Source organism: Lentzea albida (assembly GCF_900111005.1).
GTDB lineage: Bacteria > Actinomycetota > Actinomycetes > Mycobacteriales > Pseudonocardiaceae > Lentzea > Lentzea albida.
Genome location: NZ_FOFV01000006.1, coordinates 276,392 through 291,550 on the forward strand (window position 1 = coordinate 276,392; position 15,159 = coordinate 291,550).

Consider the following 15,159-nt stretch of genomic DNA (forward strand, 5'->3'; position numbering starts at 1 on the left):
TTGTCAGACCCCCTGAGTAGCGTCCTTCCCATGCCGCTGACCATTGACATGATCACGATCGACACCGGTGACGCGCGCAAGCTCGCGGAGTTCTGGACGGCCGCTCTGGGCACCACGATCCAGAACGACTGGGGTGAGTTCATCGTGCTCGCGCCGAACACCGAGGCCGGGCCGGCGCTCGCCTTCCAGCAGGTGCCGGACGCCACGCCGGGCAAGAACAGGGTCCACTTCGACACGCACGTTCCCGACCGCCTGGCGGAGGTCGCCCGGTTACTGGCGCTCGGCGCCACGGAGGTCGCCGTGCACAGCGTTCCCGGCCTCGTGTGGTCCGTGCTCGCCGATCCGGACGGCAACCAGTTCTGCGTCGGCCAGCCCGGCGAAGAGCTTCAGAACGCGACCGGCAACCCGTAGTCGATCCACGTCCGCGCCACCCCGAACCCGGCGCGCTCGTAGAGGCCGAGCGCTCCGGTCGGGTTGGCCGTGTCCACGGAGAGCCCCGCGCGCTGGTACCCCTTCTCCCCTGCCCGAGCCAGGGTGCGGCTCAGCAGGGCCGAGGCCACGCCGCGCCCGCGGTGCTCGTCCAGGGTGCCGACGTCGCCGATCCACAGCTCGCGGACGCCGGTCATCTCTTCGACGACCGGGTAGTGCCGCGCGAGCACGAACCCCACGACGGCGCCCTGCGAGAGCGCCAGGAAGGAGGACTCGGGAACGAACCTCGGGCTGTCGGTGAACGACGCCGCCCATTCCTGGGGGCTGCGCTCGACCGAACCCCAGTGCCGCGCGAACGCCGCGTTGCAGACCAGCCGGACCTCTTCGCCACGAGCCGCGGAGAACGGCACGATCTCGTAGCCGGACGGGATCGGCGCCTGGGCGAGTGACTCGCCCAGTGCCACCTCCAGCTCGTAGAAGTGGCGGTCGGCCTGGAACCCGAGCTCCTCGACGAGCGCGACGTGCCCGGCGGAGCGGCTCTCGGCCATGGTGCACACGGTGAGCGGCATACCTGGATGCCGTGAGACGTGGAGCACCCGCGCGAGCTCCGCGAGACGCGGCAGGAGCCGCGTCCCGATGCCCCGGCGCCGGAACTCGGGGTGCACCAGCCCGTCGAGGCGGACGCGGTGCGTGCCCACGGGGTTGTCGCGCAACACGACAAGCCCGTACGCCGCAAGGCTTTCGCCCGCGAACACGGCCACCGACCCACCGGGCAGGTCGGCCTCGCGGAACGACTCGGCGAAGTCCTCTTCGGACAACAACTCACCGGTGTCGTCGACCGCCTCGGCCGCGTTGTAGAGCGCGGCCACCTCAGGGATGTCCGCTGTCGTGAGCGGGCGCCACACGAGTTCCACGCCGACTGAAGCTACGGGGAGGTGATGGACCCAACAACTGAATATCGCGTTGCCCGGACCGTGCCGCCGGGGCCATCCTGGGGGCGATGACGTCACCAGAGATAGCACCGCTGTACACCGACGTGACGTTCCACGGACCGCTGTCCGAGGAACGAGCAGCCCGCCTCATCCGCTCGCTCCTGCCGCTGGACGACGCCCACGTCGTGGACCTGGGCTGCGGCTGGGCGGAGTTCCTCCTGAGGACACTGGAGGCGGCGCCCACGGCCACCGGCACCGGCGTCGACCGCAACGCCGTCGACATCGCCCACGCCCAGTCCAACGCCGACGCCCGAGGCCTCACCGACCGCGTCAGCCTGGTGGTGACCGACGTGGCCGAGTGGCAGCCGGACAGGCCGGCCGACGCCGTGATCGTCAACGGCGCCTCCCAGGTGTGGGGCGGAGACCCGTTGCAGCACACGGTGAACGCGCTGACGGAGGCCAAGAAGCTCCTCAAGCCGGGCGGCCGCTTCCTGCTGGGCGAAGGCTTCTGGCAGCAGGAACCCACTGAGGCCCAGCTGGCGGCGATGCCGATTCCCCGCGACCAGTACGGCTCGCTGGCCGACCTCGTCGACCTGGCCCACGCGCACGGCTACCGCTTGCTGGCCGCCGAACAGGCGAGCCTCGACGAGTGGGACGTGTTCGAGAACGGCCACGGCCGCGCCTGGGAACACTGGCTGCGCGCCAACCCGGACTCCGAGCACGCGGCCGAGATCAGGGCGAAGGCCGACCGGCAACGCGGGTGGCGCCTGCGCGGGTGGCGCGAGACGATGGGCCTGGCGTACCTGACGCTGCAGGCACCCTGACGCCACTGGAACCCTGACGACGCCGGCCACGGCGATACGGCCGCGCGACCACGGCATTGCCTGGCTGTGGCGGGCTGTGGCGACTCACGCACCGTGGCCGCGATGCCACACGGCCAGACCGCACCGGCTGGTTGTGGCGCCTGGTCGTGGCGACCCGCGCCGCGTACTCACACATGCCAGGCCGCACTCAGCCGGTGCGCCGCTCACTCCGCGCCGCCACCGGTGCGGGTGTCGCAGCCAGCCCACCCCCGCGCGGCCGAAGCACCACGCTCCCGCCCACACGGCAATGCTGCGCACCCACCCGAGACGAGCGGGCGCCGCCCCTCCCCAAGACGACCCGTCCGGCGCCCACATCCACGACGGCACGTGCCTCACCCACCGCCTAAGGCGACCCGTCCGGCGCACCCACGACCAAGACGACGTGTGCCGCACCCACCGCCAAAGCAGCGGGTGCGGCACACGGACACCCGGACCACCTGCCCCCGCAGGCGTCCACCAGGGAACACGGCCGGGCTCGAACCGGCGTCCCTCCGGAGAAAGAGCCGGAGCTCTACCACTGAGCTACGCGTTCCAGGCGTCCGGCGGGCCGGGCTCGAACCGGCGTCCACCCGGTCCAGAGCCGGGCGCTCCACCACTGAGCTACCACCGAACGCCCCCAAGCCTCCTCAGCCCGGCGCGTCCTGTCCACCGAATACCGGTCCACCGAACACCTCGGCCCGCACCGGCTTTCCGCTGAACACCCCGGCACGCCGCAACGTCATGGCCCACAAGGGATCCGACACCGCCACGCCGTGCACGAGCTCCGGGGTCGGCCGGAAGCGCGCGACCGACGAGTGCTTCCGCGGCGCGGTCCAGGAGCGTGCCGGGTCCACGCCATGCGCACGGCAGGCCGCCTCGACGTCCGCGCGGGTGCACGTCGCGACCCCGTCGAGCACCTCCCACGGCAACGGCAGCGCGGCCCACACGGCGGTGTCCGGGTGCGGGCCGCCGCCCGTTTCCCGGTGCCACCACGCCAGGTCCGCCGCCATCACGCGCATCGCCTTGCCCGGCCAGGCCGGGTCGAGCAGTGACGTCAGGCCCGCCGCGTGCAGGCAGGTGATCCACGCGGTGCGGGCGGTGTTGTAGGCGCCGGCGTAGGCGTTCCACGTGGACGAGTCGACGCCGGAGCGCACGATCATGGTCGTGCGGTCCACATCGGATTCGCGCCACAGGCCGCCGAGCACGGAGGCGAGTGCCCGCACCGCCGCCGACCACCGGCCCAGCAACGAGCCCAACTCGTCGGCGGACAGGTGCCGCAGGACGTCCCAGGCGGGGTGCGCGAGCGCGATCATCGCCCAGTCCGTGCCGGAGGAGGCACGGCAGCGGGCGAAGAGCGCGTCGGCGACCTGGTCGAACGGGTTCTCGCGGCCCGCGAGGCCGAACTCGCGGCGCAGCTTGCGGCGGGCCGTGAAGTACGCGACGAAGCAGGCGGCGGCCGGATCGGCGCGGAAGCGGTCGCGGTCGATCACGTCCACGAACCCCGCGGACGCCAGCAGCGTCGCGCGGCGCAGTTCCTGGGCGCGGCCGAGGCGTCCCGCCTTCGCGGAGAGCCTGCGCAGCATGCGGAAGCGGCGGTTGTACTGCCTCTTCGACAGTTCGATGCCGGCCGACGCGCGGGCCTCGCGGTTCAACCGGTCCGCGAGGAAGTCCGTGCGCGAGGCGTCCCAGCCGATGCCGGCACCGGCCAGCGCCGCGAACTCCAGCACCGACAACGGGTCCTCGGCGTCCACGTCGCGGTGCAGGTCACCGTCCACGTCGAACAGGCGGCGGGTGGCGGCTACCTGGCGTGCGGCACCGACCGGGCGGGCGTAGTCGTCGCTCATCCCGGAGAAGCCGTGCCGGCGCGACGCGTGCGCCGCGACGCCGCCGATCACCGCGCGCTCCCGGCGCGTGGGGTTCGGCAGCGCCTCGAGCACGAGGACGGCCACCTCCTCGGGGCGCGGCCGGGCGTCGAGCGAGCGGTACAGGCGGTCGAGTGCGTCCACGCCTTCCAGGTGACCACGCCCTGTCCAGCTGTTTTCGTGCTTTGCCCTACGCTTTCGACCGTGCTGGTGCTGCTTCCCCCGTCGGAGACCAAGGCGATCGGCGGCGAGGGCGCGCCGCTCGACCTCGACGCGCTGTCGTTTCCCGAGCTCAACCCCGTGCGCGACAAGCTGGTCTCCGCGCTGGCCGATCTCGCGCAGGACGTCCCGGCGAGCCTCAAAGCGCTCGACATCTCCGAACGCCAGGTCGACGAGGTGCACCGCAACGCCCATCTGCGCACGTCGGAGACGACGCCCGCGCTCCTGCGCTACACCGGCGTGCTCTACGACAACCTCGACTTCCCGTCGCTGAAGAAGGCCGAGAAGGAACGTGCCTACCAGCGGCTCGCGGTCGCGTCGGCGCTGTTCGGAGCGGTTCGCGGCGGCGATCCGGTGCCCGCGTACCGGTTGTCCGGCGGCAGCGCGCTGCCCGGCCACGGCAGCCTGCGCACGCTGTGGAAGCCCTCGCTGGAGCCCGTGCTGAAGGAGTCCGACGAGTTCGTCGTGGACCTCCGGTCCGGCGCGTACTCGAGCCTCGCGAAGATCCCGCACGCCGTCGTGGTCCGGGTGGTCACGAGCGAGGGCAAGGTCGTCAGCCACTTCAACAAGGCGCACAAGGGGCTGCTCGCGCGTGCCATCGCGAGGTCCAGCGCGGAGCCCACCGACCTGAAAGGCCTGGTCAAGCTCGCGCAGAAGGCCGGTTTGACGATGGTCCCGACGGGCGCGCAGACGGCCGACCTGATCACCGGTTAATTCGGTTGCGGGCGTGAGAACCGCACGGCAAGCTCTCCCCCGAAGCGTGACAACGGAGCTGGATCGAGGAGGTGCGTGATGTCAGAGCCTGTCTTTGGACGTGGCACCGCACTCGCGACCCGTCCAGCCGCCCTTCGCGCCTGATCAGCACCGTTTGATCGCAGAGCGCCAGTGGGGCGGTCACCTTCATCACCTGGGAGACCCCACCGTGCGCGAGCACGATCTCTACGAACGTTACGAGTCTGCTTTCGAAGGCGCCGACGACACCATGCGGCGCAAGGGAAAGCGCACCACCAGGCGCGGCGACGACGCGGAACCCACGCGTCGCGGCCGCATGACCGAAGCCGAGAAGCTGCGCGTCGCGCGAGTGCGCGAGGACCAGCTCAGCTCGGCCGACACCCCCGAGGACGGCGACCGCTGGTCCACGTGGGGCGACGCGGAGCAGGGCCCGAAACCGCATCCGAACTGGCTCATCACGGAACTGGCCGCGGTGGACCGCGAGCTGGGCATCGTGAAGACCGGCAAGGAGGCGGACGTCTTCCTGCTCGAACGCGCCATCGGCGAGAGGACGAGCCTGCTCGCCGCGAAGCGCTACCGCAGCAACGACCACCGGATGTTCCACCGCGACGCGGGGTACCTCGAGGGTCGTCGCATGAAGAAGTCCCGTGAGACGCGGGCGATCGCGAACCGCACGGCGTTCGGGCGCAACCTGATCGCCGAGCAGTGGGCGGTCGCGGAGTTCGCCGCGCTCTCGAAGCTGTGGCAGGTCGGCGCGCCCGTGCCGTACCCGGTGCAGCGCAGCGGTACCGAGCTGCTGCTGGAGTTCATCGGGGACGCCGAGGGCAACGCGGCGCCGCGGCTCGCGCAGACCCGTCCCGGCGAGGACGAGCTGCTCGACCTGTGGCGCCAGCTGGTCGCGACGCTGTCGACGCTCGCGGAGGCGGGCATGACGCACGGTGACCTCTCGGCGTACAACCTGATGGTCCACGACGGCAGGCTGGTCGTGATCGACCTGCCGCAGGTGGTCGACCTCGTCGCGAACCCGCGCGGGGTGGAGTTCCTGGACCGCGACGTCCGCAACATCTGCGGCTGGTTCGCCGCGCGCGGCCTGCCGCCCGAGATCGGCGACCCGTCGTCGCTGGTGGCAACGCTGCTGGACGTGGCGGGTATGGCCTGACCCACGTTGCGCGTCCGGCCGTGTCCAACGACACTGCCGGGCGCGCGAGTGGTTGCCGTTGATCAGCTAGACTGTAAGAGCACCGATGAAGGCTTGACGGCCGTTGACCGGTGCGTCCACCCACTCATTCAGGCGTGACCACCACGCCGGGCTCGTCCTTGTGAACTGGCACCGCGGCAAGCGCGGGGCAGCCTTGAGACGTGCCATGTCTCGGAGGTTTGTTTTGCCATCAATGTCCGAAGGTCGTTCCGAGCGTGGACAGAGCCGCAGGTCACCGCGGCGCCGCTCGGGTCGCCAGGGCAATTCCTCGCGTCCGCAGTCGCGGGTCGAGGAACCGATCGTCGCCGAGCCGTTCGAGAGCACGCTGCCGGAAGGCCCGCTGCCCTCGTTCGCTGAACTCGGCCTTGCCGACGCGCTGATCCGCTCGCTCGTCGCCAACGAAATCACCGAGCCGTTCCCGATCCAGGCGGCCACCCTTCCCGACTCGCTGTCGGGCAAGGACATCCTCGGCCGCGGCCAGACCGGCTCCGGCAAGACGCTGGCGTTCGGCCTCGCGATGCTGACCCGCCTCGCGGGCGGCCGCTCGCTGCCGCACAAGCCGCGCGGCCTGATCCTCGTCCCGACCCGTGAGCTCGCGATGCAGGTGGAGACGGCTCTCATGCCGCACGCCCGCTCGCTGGGCCTGTGGTGCCGCGTGGTCGTGGGCGGCACGTCCTTCCCGCGTCAGATCGACCACCTGCGCCGCGGCGTCGACCTGCTGATCGCCACGCCGGGCCGGCTGTCCGACCACGTCCGCCAGGGCACGTGCGACCTGTCCGAGGTCGAGATCACCGCGCTGGACGAGGCCGACCAGATGGCGGACATGGGCTTCATGCCGCAGGTCCGCGCGATCCTCGACCTGACGCCGCAGGACGGGCAGCGCCTGCTGTTCTCCGCGACGCTCGACGGCGACGTGGACAAGCTGGTCCGCCAGTACCTGCACTCCCCGGTGACGCACTCGGTGGCCCCGGCCACCGCGAGCGTCACGACCATGGAGCACCACCTGCTGCTCGTGTCCGCCGAGGACAAGCAGAACGTGGTGACCGAGGTGGCCGCGCGCGAGGGCCGCACGATCATGTTCGTGCGCACCAAGCACCACGTCGACCGCCTGGCCAAGAAGCTCCGCTCGGTCGGCGTCCACGCGGGCGCCCTGCACGGCGGCAAGGCGCAGAGCGCGCGCACCCGCGTGCTCGGCGAGTTCCGCGAGGGCACCACTCCCGTCCTGATCGCGACGGACGTGGCGGCGCGCGGCATCCACGTCGACGACGTCTCGCTCGTCGTGCACGTCGACCCGCCGGCCGACCCGAAGGACTACCTGCACCGAGCGGGCCGCACGGCACGCGCAGGCCAGTCCGGCACGGTCGTCACCCTGGTGACGCACGACCAGCGCCGCGCCGTCCAGGGCATGGCCGCCCGCGCGGGCATCCGCCCGGAGAGCACGAAGGTGCGCCCCGGCGACGACGACCTGGTCCGCATCACCGGTGCCCGCATCCCGTCCGGCGAGCCGATCGTCGAGCGCGAGAAGCCGGCCCGCCGCAGCGGCGGCGGACGCCGGTTCGGCGCACCTGCCGCCGGTGGCGGCCGCGGTGAGTACCGCGGTGGTTCGGGTCGCCGCACCGAGGGCGGCGAGTTCCGCGGTGGGCCGCGCCGGGCGGAGCGGTCCGAGGGTGGCCGCACGTTCGGGCGGACCGAGCGCGGCAGCGCGGGTCGTCCGCGCCGGGCGCCGCAGCACTGAGGTTCGGATTCGGTCGAAGGCCGCTTCCCCGGTTCGGGGAGGCGGCCTTCGCCGTTTCGGGAGACGGCTCGAGCCCATTCCGGGGCCAGCTCGGCCGAGTTGTCCACAGATCGGCGAGCGGTGGCTTGACGCGCCCGCGTCGGCGTTAAGTTGGGTGGAGGCAGGTGGTCAGCCCCCTGGGTGGGCGGGCCCCCAGCCGGCGGCCTCATCGCCACGCATAAGGTGCCCCATGGGGCGGAACTGGTACCTGCTGTGGAGCGGTAGCGCCATCTCGGCGCTGGGGGACGGCATCTTCCTGGCGGCACTCCCCCTGCTCGCCACGACGCTCACCCAGGACCCGAGGCTCATCGCCGGCGTCAGCTTCTTCGGCACGCTCCCCTGGCTGCTGGCCGCCCTCCCCGCCGGCGCGGCGGCCGACCGGTACGACGGCCGACGCCTCCTCCTGGCCGCGCTGTGGGTCCAGTGCGGGCTCATGGTCGTGCTCGCGGCCTTCCACAGCACGCACATCGTGTTCCTGTACGCCATGGCGTTCCTGATCGGCACGGCCGAGAACTTCCCACGTGCCGTGGGTCAGCCGCTCATCAAAGCCACTGTGCACGACCATCTGCTGGAGCGCGCGAACGGCAGGTTGTTCGCCTCTCAGGCGGTGGCCCTGCAGTTCGTCGGACCGCCGTTGGGTGGGTTGTTGTTCGCTACGGCGGTGTCGGCGCCGTTCTGGGTCAACGCGTTGACGTTCGGTCTCGCGGCGTTGCTGGTCATCGGTATGCGCACCGAGCGCAGAGAGCCGACGTTGAAGCCGAAGGCACGCGAAGGCTTGCGGTGGTTGGTGCAACATAAGGTGTTGAGGACCGTCACGGTCGTAAGTGCGACTACGAACCTGTGCATCGCGATGACCATGGCGACGCTGGTGTTGTTCGCGGAGCGGCGGCTCGGGTTGGGCGGTGCGGGGTTCGGGGCGCTCCTGGCCACGCTCGCGTGTGGCGGTGTCGCGGGTGCGCTGCTCGCCGAACGGGTTCTGGCGCGGGTGAAGCACGCTGTGGAGATCACCGTCGTCCTGATTCCCCTGATGTGGCTGGGAATCGCGACGGTGGCGCGCGACCTGGCGACGGTCGCCGTGTTCGCCGTGGTGAGTTCGTTCTGCACGGCGGTGTGGGGTGTGGCCACCTCGTCGCTGCGGCAGCGGGCGGTGCCCGCGGAGTTGCTCGGGCGCGTCAGCAGCGCGCAGACGCTGATCACCTGGGGTGTTCAGCCTGTCGGCGCGCTGCTGGGCGGGCTGGTGGCGGACCGGTTCGGGCTGCTGGCGCCCTGGTACGTCGCGGTCGCGCTGCGCACCGCGGTCGGGCTCCTGGCCGTCAGACCGCTACGCGGTCACTTCGCGGCCGCCGCCTTGGACGTCCACTGCGCGGCCGAGCCCGAGCAGGACGCCGCCGTCACCTTCTCGAAGCGCCCCCTGCAGGCACTTGCCGGTCGAGGTGTTGAAGATCGGCGCACAAACCGGTGGACGCGGCGTCGTGAACGCAGAATCCACCGGTTGCGGCTCTTGCGAAAGCAACTCACCTAACCATTTGCTGGAGCGATGTCGGCCACCGGGCCCACCACGATGATCGCCGGCGGCCGGACCTCCCAGGCCTTCACGTCGGCGCCGAGCGAGTCCAAAGTAGACCGGTAGACGCGCTGCGAGGTCGTGCTGCCCTCCTGGATCACGGCAACGGGCGTGGAACCGGGACGGCCTTCCATCAGGGCCGTGGCGAACGCACCGGCACGTTCGACGGCCATCATCAGCACGACGGTGCCCTGCAGGCGTGCGATCGCCGGCCAGTCGACGAGCGAGCGCGGGTCGTCTGGCGCCACGTGGCCGGAGACGACGACCACCTCGTGTGCCACGCCTCGGTGTGTCACGGGCACACCGGCCAACGCGGGTACACCGAACGCTGACGTCACGCCGGGCACCACGGTCACGGGGATGCCGGCCTCGGCGCACGCGAGCAGCTCCTCGAAGCCGCGGCCGAAGACGTACGGGTCGCCGCCCTTGAGCCGGACGACGAACTTGCCCTCCTTGGCGCGGTCGACCAGCGTCTGGTTGATGAACTCCTGCGTCGCCGCGCGCCCGTAGGGGATCTTCGCCGCGTCCACGACCTCGACGTGCGCGGGCAGTTCCTCCAGCAGCTCGCGCGGGGCCAGGCGGTCCGCGACGACCACGTCCGCGTGCGCCAGCAAACGCTTGCCCTGCACGGTGATCAGCTCGGGGTCGCCGGGGCCGCCTCCGACCAGGGCGACGCCGACGGGGGGTGCGGCCTGGTCCGCGATGCGGCCGTCGCGCAACGCCGACACGAGCCCGTCGCGCACGGAGGCCGAACGGCGGTGCTCACCTCCCGCGAGCACACCGATCAGCATGCCGTCGTGCATGCCGGTCGCGGGCGTGACGGCCGTGCCCTCCACGGCGATGTCCGCGCGCACGCAGAACACACGCTGCGAGAGGGCCTCCTCGGAGATCTGTGCGTTCACCTCGATGTCGGACGTGCACGCCACCACGTACCAGGCGCCCTCGACGTCACCGGCCTCGAACAGCCTCTCGTGCCAGGTCAGCTCCCCCGCGTCGACCATGCCCTGCACGGCGGGGGTGACGGACGGCGACACGAGATCGACGACGGCGCCGGACGCGATCAGGCGGGGCAGGCGGCGCTGCGCGACCGTGCCTCCGCCGACCACGAGGACGCGCCGGCCACGGAGGTCGAGGCCGGCCAGGTAGTGCTGTTCAAAGGGCATGCGTAGAAGCATCCACACGGGACCCGCCGTGTCCAGCCGAAGGGAACATGGTCACAGCTCCAGCAGCTCGAAAGAGGTGGCGAGCACTCCTCCGAAGCGCTTTCCGACCGCCTCTGCCATCGAACGGAGGAACGGCTCCGGATCGGCCATGTCGCCGCTCAACGCCTCCAGATACGCCTTGTGCGCGCGTAGCGAGGCCACGGAGGCGTCAAACGAGTCGGTGATGTCCACGGCGTGCGTCGACAACGGCGAGGACGCCGCCGCCACGTACTTGACGCCTTCCCACTTCTCCAGCCCGAGCTCAGGGAAGATCCACCGGTTGCCCGCGTCGCGGACGGCGTCGACGGCCGCACGCCCGACGGCGATGTGGTCGGCCATGTTGAGCCCACCGCTGGGCCACGTCTCGCGGTAGTTGCCGGTGATCACGAACTCCGGCCGGTGCCGGCGGATGGCGGCCGCGATGTCGCGCCGCAGCGGCAGGCCGTACTCGATCGTGCCGTCCGGGTAGTCCAGGAACTCGACGACGGTCACGCCCACGGCCGCGCAGGACGCGATCTGCTCCTCGACCCGCACCGGCGCGCAGACAACCGGGTCCATCGAGTCGATGCCGTTCTCACCACGGCACGCGAGGAGGTATGTGATGTTCTTGCCCTGAGCGGTCCAACGCGCGATGGCGCCCGCACCGCCGTACTCCATGTCATCGGGATGAGCGACGACGACCAGCGCGCTCGACCAGTCCTCGGGCACAGGTTGCAGATCAGACATGCGTGCAGGGTGCGCGCCGGAGCACGCACCCCGCAACAGACGTGGTCAGAGCTGGGCGGTGATCACGTCGTAGTAGGTCGCGATGCGGCCGTACACGCCGGGGTAGCCGGCACCGGCGCAGCCGCGGCCCCACGAGGTGTCACCGATGAGCTTGCCGCCGTAGACCAGCGGGCCACCGGAGTCGCCCTGGCAGGTGTCGACGCCACCCTGCGGGAAGCCCGCGCACACCATCGAGGTGTTGCTGTACTGCGGGTACGCGGTGCGGCAGGTCGCGTCGGACGTCAGCGGCACGTTGGCCTTGAGCAGGTAGCGCGACGCGGAACCACCCGAGGAGGTGGTGCCCCAGCCGAGGATCAGGGCCGAGTTGCCCGCCGCGTACAGCGCGGTGTCGGACGGCGTCGCCAGCGGCAGGGTCGCCGAGCTGATGTTGCGGTCGAGCGTCAGCACGGCCACGTCGAAGCCGGAGGTCGCGCTGCGGTAGCTCGGGTGCACCCAGATCCGGGTGACGCTCGCGACCGTGCCCGCGGTGCTCTGCTTGTCGTCACGCCCGTGCACCACGCGGGTGCTGGACGCGGACCGGCCCGAGACGCAGTGCGCCGCGGTGACGACCTTGTTGGCCTTCACCAGCGTTCCACCGCAGAACTGGGAACCGGAGGTGGAGGCCAGGTAGACCACCCAGGGGTACGTCGAGGTGCTCGCCCGCGTACCGCCGACGATCATCGGCGAGACGTCGCCCGCGTTCGCGGCGGGGGCGACGAAGAAGATGCTCGCGAGAGCGGACACAACGACGGACACGATCAGGCGATGCAGGGTTTTCGCCATGTTGCCAGTCCTTCCCTATGACGCTGTGTGTGCAGGGTGTGAAGTAACGGCACACACAGCGTCATGGGCGGAGATTCGGCGGCGTAACCGCCATTAGTCGGACATGTCCGACTTCACAATTGACTACTTGAGAATTCCCCGCGCCTTGAAGGCGGCCGCGACGGTGGCGGCGTCCGCGTCACCGTAGAGCTTCTTCGCGGTGGCGACGGTCGCGTTCGCCGCCGCCTCGAAGGTGGTCGACGGCGAGTAGGAGAACTGCGACTCCAGCACGATCTTCGCCGACTTGTCCCGCCCGAACGCCTTGTAGACGTCGAAGAGGGCCCTCGACCAGATCTGGCCGTCGAAGTGCACCTCGTTCTGGCGCTGGCTCACCGTCAGGTTCGTGTCGGTGCGGCGCAGGCAGTGCGGCGTCTCGGTCGTGTACGCCGTCGCGTCCCAGTCCATGATGCACGCCAACGGGGTCGTGGCCGTGTCCTGGGCGTCGCGAGAGGACATGATCAACGCCCACCAGTCGCCGAAGCCCTCGCCGATCGAGCCGCCGTCGAGCGACGAGCCGAAGCCGGGCACCTGGGCGTCCTGGATCGCGTGGCCCAGTTCGTGCCACACCACCTCGACGTCCTCGGCGTCGTCCACGCCACCCGTGCCGAACGTGATCTGGTCCTTGCTCGGGTCGTAGAACGAGTTGTCCTCGGTCAGGCCGAGCGTGGTGATCTTCTGGGCCTCGTTGTTGATGTCGGTGAACCCGAGGCCCTGGATGTACTTCTGCGCCTCCGTCACGCCCCAGTAGGCGTTGACCTGCTCGAAGTAGTCGTTGGTGCGGGTGTAGTTGAACTGGTTGCTCTTGTTGTACGCGAGCTTGCCCTTGGCGCCGGTGATCGTCGCGTACTTGCCCTTGAGGTATCCGGAACCGTCCAGGTCGGACAGCGTGACCGCCTTGTAGGCGGCGGCGGGCACGGCCGAGTCGGCGTCGTTCGCGTCCTTGAGGTTCTGGTTCTGCTGCGACGCCACGGGGTTCGGGCTGAACACCTTGCCGGTGCCGTCCGCGTGCTTGACCAGGCTTTCCGTCTTCACGACGGCCCCGGACTCCGCGTGCACCAGCGTGCGCTCGGATCCCTTGCCGCTGTCGGAGATCACCTCGTAGACGAGACCGGTACCGGGCAGCACCTTGAGGTTCGCCCCCTCCGGCGCGGCGACCTTCGTCTTGGCGTCCTCGGCGGTGACGGCGGGCGTGACGTCGACCGATCCCACGGCGACACGGCCGTCGTCCACCGTCTTCGCGCCGGTCGCCTTGTCGACGTGCTCGGCGTAGTACGCGCCCAGCACGGGTTTGCCGTCGTAGGTCTGCTCGTACCAGGTGTGCGTGGCGGTCAGGGAGTCGCGAACGGCCAGCAGGCGCAGGCCTTCCCTGGGTGCGGCGGCCTGGGCGGTGATCGTCAGCAGGGACAGCGCGACGCCGGCGGTGCAGGCGACAGCGACGAGACGACGGGCTCTCATGCCGGTCTCCAGTGCTTTCGGGCCCGTGCAGGGATGGGCCGTGTGCATGGCGACGCTAATCGGGAGGACTTCGACAGAAACCCTACGAAAGAAGGAAAAACATCAGTGTTCCCAGACTCCGGGAACAACAATTACGTCGGCTTCGACCGGAATGTCCAGCGTTGGCCCGGTTCCCAAAGCGACGAACGCGACCGCGGCCCCACCGGAGGCCAATTCGCTCGCGCCCTCGTGGCGCACCTCGGTGCCCGCGCGCAGGAGCGGGCCGACCGCGTCGATCGCCTCGGGAGTCCCCACCACGAACGCGGCGCGCCGGATCTCCGACTCCGCACGAGGTGTGCGCTGTTCGGCCGTGCCGGGACCGAGCCCGACGAGCGCGAGCCGGCCGCGGGGCAGCACCCGTGCCGCGGCTACGGTCACGTTGTCCCGCTTGAACTTCTCGGCCGCCAGTTCGATCCGGCCGCCAAGGCCGAGGCTCTGCGCGCCGCGCAACGCGGCCGCCTCCGCGACGCTCGCTGTGCCCAGCGAGTTGCGCACCACCGAACTCGGGTTCGGCACGCCGATCTCGGCCAGCTCCTCCGTCGGGAACGTCAGCAGCTCCGCCGTGTCCCCGTGCCAGAAACCCCAGTCCTCCACGGCGTCCACGATGCCGGGCTCGTCCGCCTTGACGTCCGCCGTCGCGAAAGCCTTGATGGCACGCAGGTCCAGGCCACCCTGGGCGTCCAGTTCCGACAGTGCGGCACCAACGCTCGTGGCCGACGCACCGCGCGTGGAGCCCACACCGACGACGAGGGTGCGCGGCACGATCCGCAGCACGTTCTCCTTCGTCGCGGCGGCCCGGTCGTCAACGACGATCACCCACGTCGCGTCCTCACCGCCCGGCACGACGTTCGGCGGCAGCGCGGGCAGGGGGAAGTTCAACGGGTTGCGCAGGACGACCTTCTCGCCCGCCTCGATGGCGGCGGTGCAGGCCTCCACGTCGCCGTCCGCGGTGGCGTCCAGCTGCTCGACCAGCTCGTCGAGCATCGAGTCGATGGACGGGCCGCTGGTCACGACGGCCGTGCGGTTCAGCACGTCCGCGACGTGGCGGGCGAACACGTCCGCGTCCCCGGCCAGCGCCACCACGAAGTGCTGGTCCACGCAGACCACGGCGGGGTCGGATCGCCGATCCCCCAGCAGGGGCGCGATCAGGCGGACCGCCGAGGACGCGTCGAGGAACAGCACGACGGCGCCGAGGCGGGGCCAGAGGCTGCGGACGGCGGGCTTGACGGGACCGTCGGGGACGACGGCGTCGGAGCCGAGGAGGCCGGCCAGGTCCGCGGCGTCACCGCGCTGGGCGGGGCCGGCGAAGACTCCGATCACGCTG

At 70.8% G+C, this 15,159-nt stretch carries 13 protein-coding genes and 2 tRNA genes; 6 read left to right on the plus strand and 9 right to left on the minus strand.

Translation table 11 applies throughout. The features are described from left to right. Nucleotides 1–30 precede the first annotated feature (30 nt). Complete coding sequence (locus BMY74_RS18170; protein WP_089917421.1) at nucleotides 31–411, plus strand: VOC family protein; 381 nt, start codon at nucleotides 31–33, stop codon at nucleotides 409–411. Here the strand turns inward: BMY74_RS18170 and BMY74_RS18175 are convergent. Continuing rightward, nucleotides 387–1,343 (minus strand): GNAT family N-acetyltransferase, encoded by a 957-nt coding sequence (locus BMY74_RS18175; RefSeq protein WP_143091607.1) that lies wholly within the window; start codon nucleotides 1,341–1,343, stop codon nucleotides 387–389. The genes BMY74_RS18170 and BMY74_RS18175 overlap by 25 nt on opposite strands. 86 nt (nucleotides 1,344–1,429) lie before the next feature. Between BMY74_RS18175 and BMY74_RS18180 the strand changes: the two genes are divergently transcribed. Beyond that, nucleotides 1,430–2,185: an SAM-dependent methyltransferase gene (locus BMY74_RS18180; protein WP_089917424.1), complete on the plus strand. Its 756-nt coding sequence runs from the start codon at nucleotides 1,430–1,432 to the stop codon at nucleotides 2,183–2,185. A 499-nt stretch (nucleotides 2,186–2,684) separates the two neighbouring features. Here BMY74_RS18180 and BMY74_RS18185 read toward each other — a convergent pair. The 3 genes from BMY74_RS18185 to BMY74_RS18195 all read right to left on the minus strand — a co-directional run bounded on the left by BMY74_RS18185 (nucleotide 2,685) and on the right by BMY74_RS18195 (nucleotide 4,209). Next, nucleotides 2,685–2,756, minus strand: a tRNA-OTHER gene (locus tag BMY74_RS18185). 6 nt (nucleotides 2,757–2,762) lie between these two features. Next, a tRNA-Gln gene (locus tag BMY74_RS18190) sits at nucleotides 2,763–2,834 on the minus strand. A 16-nt stretch (nucleotides 2,835–2,850) separates the two neighbouring features. Further along, the gene (locus BMY74_RS18195) at nucleotides 2,851–4,209 is read right to left on the minus strand and encodes a hypothetical protein (protein WP_089917426.1); all 1,359 of its coding nucleotides are present in this window, start codon (nucleotides 4,207–4,209) and stop codon (nucleotides 2,851–2,853) included. 60 nt (nucleotides 4,210–4,269) lie between these two features. Between BMY74_RS18195 and yaaA the strand changes: the two genes are divergently transcribed. The 4 genes from yaaA (at nucleotide 4,270) to BMY74_RS18215 (ending at nucleotide 9,510) form a co-directional block, all read left to right on the plus strand. Beyond that, a complete protein-coding gene (yaaA, locus tag BMY74_RS18200) occupies nucleotides 4,270–4,998 on the plus strand; it encodes a peroxide stress protein YaaA (RefSeq protein ID WP_089917427.1) in 729 nt (242 codons plus the stop codon). 208 nt (nucleotides 4,999–5,206) lie between these two features. After that, on the plus strand, nucleotides 5,207–6,175 hold the full coding sequence (locus tag BMY74_RS18205; RefSeq protein ID WP_425434842.1) for a serine protein kinase RIO: 969 nt from the start codon (nucleotides 5,207–5,209) through the stop codon (nucleotides 6,173–6,175). A gap of 232 nt (nucleotides 6,176–6,407) precedes the next feature. Continuing rightward, entirely contained in the window at nucleotides 6,408–7,949 is a 1,542-nt protein-coding gene (locus BMY74_RS18210) for a DEAD/DEAH box helicase (RefSeq protein ID WP_089917429.1), read from the plus strand. Between the two features lie 229 nt (nucleotides 7,950–8,178). After that, on the plus strand, nucleotides 8,179–9,510 hold the full coding sequence (locus BMY74_RS18215; RefSeq protein ID WP_089917430.1) for an MFS transporter: 1,332 nt from the start codon (nucleotides 8,179–8,181) through the stop codon (nucleotides 9,508–9,510). Here BMY74_RS18215 and cobA read toward each other — a convergent pair. From cobA to BMY74_RS18240, 5 genes are all read right to left on the minus strand, one after another. Next, complete coding sequence (gene cobA / locus BMY74_RS18220; RefSeq protein ID WP_089917432.1) at nucleotides 9,507–10,715, minus strand: uroporphyrinogen-III C-methyltransferase; 1,209 nt, start codon at nucleotides 10,713–10,715, stop codon at nucleotides 9,507–9,509. The two genes, BMY74_RS18215 and cobA, sit on opposite strands and share 4 nt — an antisense overlap. Before the next feature lie 51 nt (nucleotides 10,716–10,766). Continuing rightward, a complete protein-coding gene (locus BMY74_RS18225; RefSeq protein ID WP_089917433.1) occupies nucleotides 10,767–11,480 on the minus strand; it encodes a PIG-L deacetylase family protein in 714 nt (237 codons plus the stop codon). Between the two features lie 45 nt (nucleotides 11,481–11,525). Then, nucleotides 11,526–12,302, minus strand: a complete 777-nt coding sequence (locus tag BMY74_RS18230) for a S1 family peptidase (protein ID WP_089917435.1) — start codon at nucleotides 12,300–12,302, stop codon at nucleotides 11,526–11,528. Between the two features lie 123 nt (nucleotides 12,303–12,425). Next, nucleotides 12,426–13,796, minus strand: coding sequence for a M36 family metallopeptidase (locus tag BMY74_RS18235; protein ID WP_089917437.1), 1,371 nt, complete (start codon nucleotides 13,794–13,796; stop codon nucleotides 12,426–12,428). Between the two features lie 102 nt (nucleotides 13,797–13,898). Beyond that, complete coding sequence (locus tag BMY74_RS18240; protein ID WP_089917727.1) at nucleotides 13,899–15,155, minus strand: cobalamin biosynthesis protein; 1,257 nt, start codon at nucleotides 15,153–15,155, stop codon at nucleotides 13,899–13,901. Nucleotides 15,156–15,159 lie beyond the last annotated feature (4 nt).

Excerpts from the sequence above, each read along its gene's own strand:
- BMY74_RS18170 (WP_089917421.1), top strand. The coding sequence starts at position 31 with ATGCCGCTGACCATTGACATGATCACGATCGACACCGGTGACGCGCGC.
- BMY74_RS18180 (WP_089917424.1), top strand. The coding sequence starts at position 1,430 with ATGACGTCACCAGAGATAGCACCGCTGTACACCGACGTGACGTTCCAC.
- BMY74_RS18210 (WP_089917429.1), top strand. The coding sequence starts at position 6,408 with ATGTCCGAAGGTCGTTCCGAGCGTGGACAGAGCCGCAGGTCACCGCGG.
- BMY74_RS18215 (WP_089917430.1), top strand. The coding sequence starts at position 8,179 with ATGGGGCGGAACTGGTACCTGCTGTGGAGCGGTAGCGCCATCTCGGCG.
- cobA (WP_089917432.1), bottom strand. The coding sequence starts at position 10,715 with ATGCCCTTTGAACAGCACTACCTGGCCGGCCTCGACCTCCGTGGCCGG.
- BMY74_RS18225 (WP_089917433.1), bottom strand. The coding sequence starts at position 11,480 with ATGTCTGATCTGCAACCTGTGCCCGAGGACTGGTCGAGCGCGCTGGTC.
- BMY74_RS18230 (WP_089917435.1), bottom strand. The coding sequence starts at position 12,302 with ATGGCGAAAACCCTGCATCGCCTGATCGTGTCCGTCGTTGTGTCCGCT.
- BMY74_RS18235 (WP_089917437.1), bottom strand. The coding sequence starts at position 13,796 with ATGAGAGCCCGTCGTCTCGTCGCTGTCGCCTGCACCGCCGGCGTCGCG.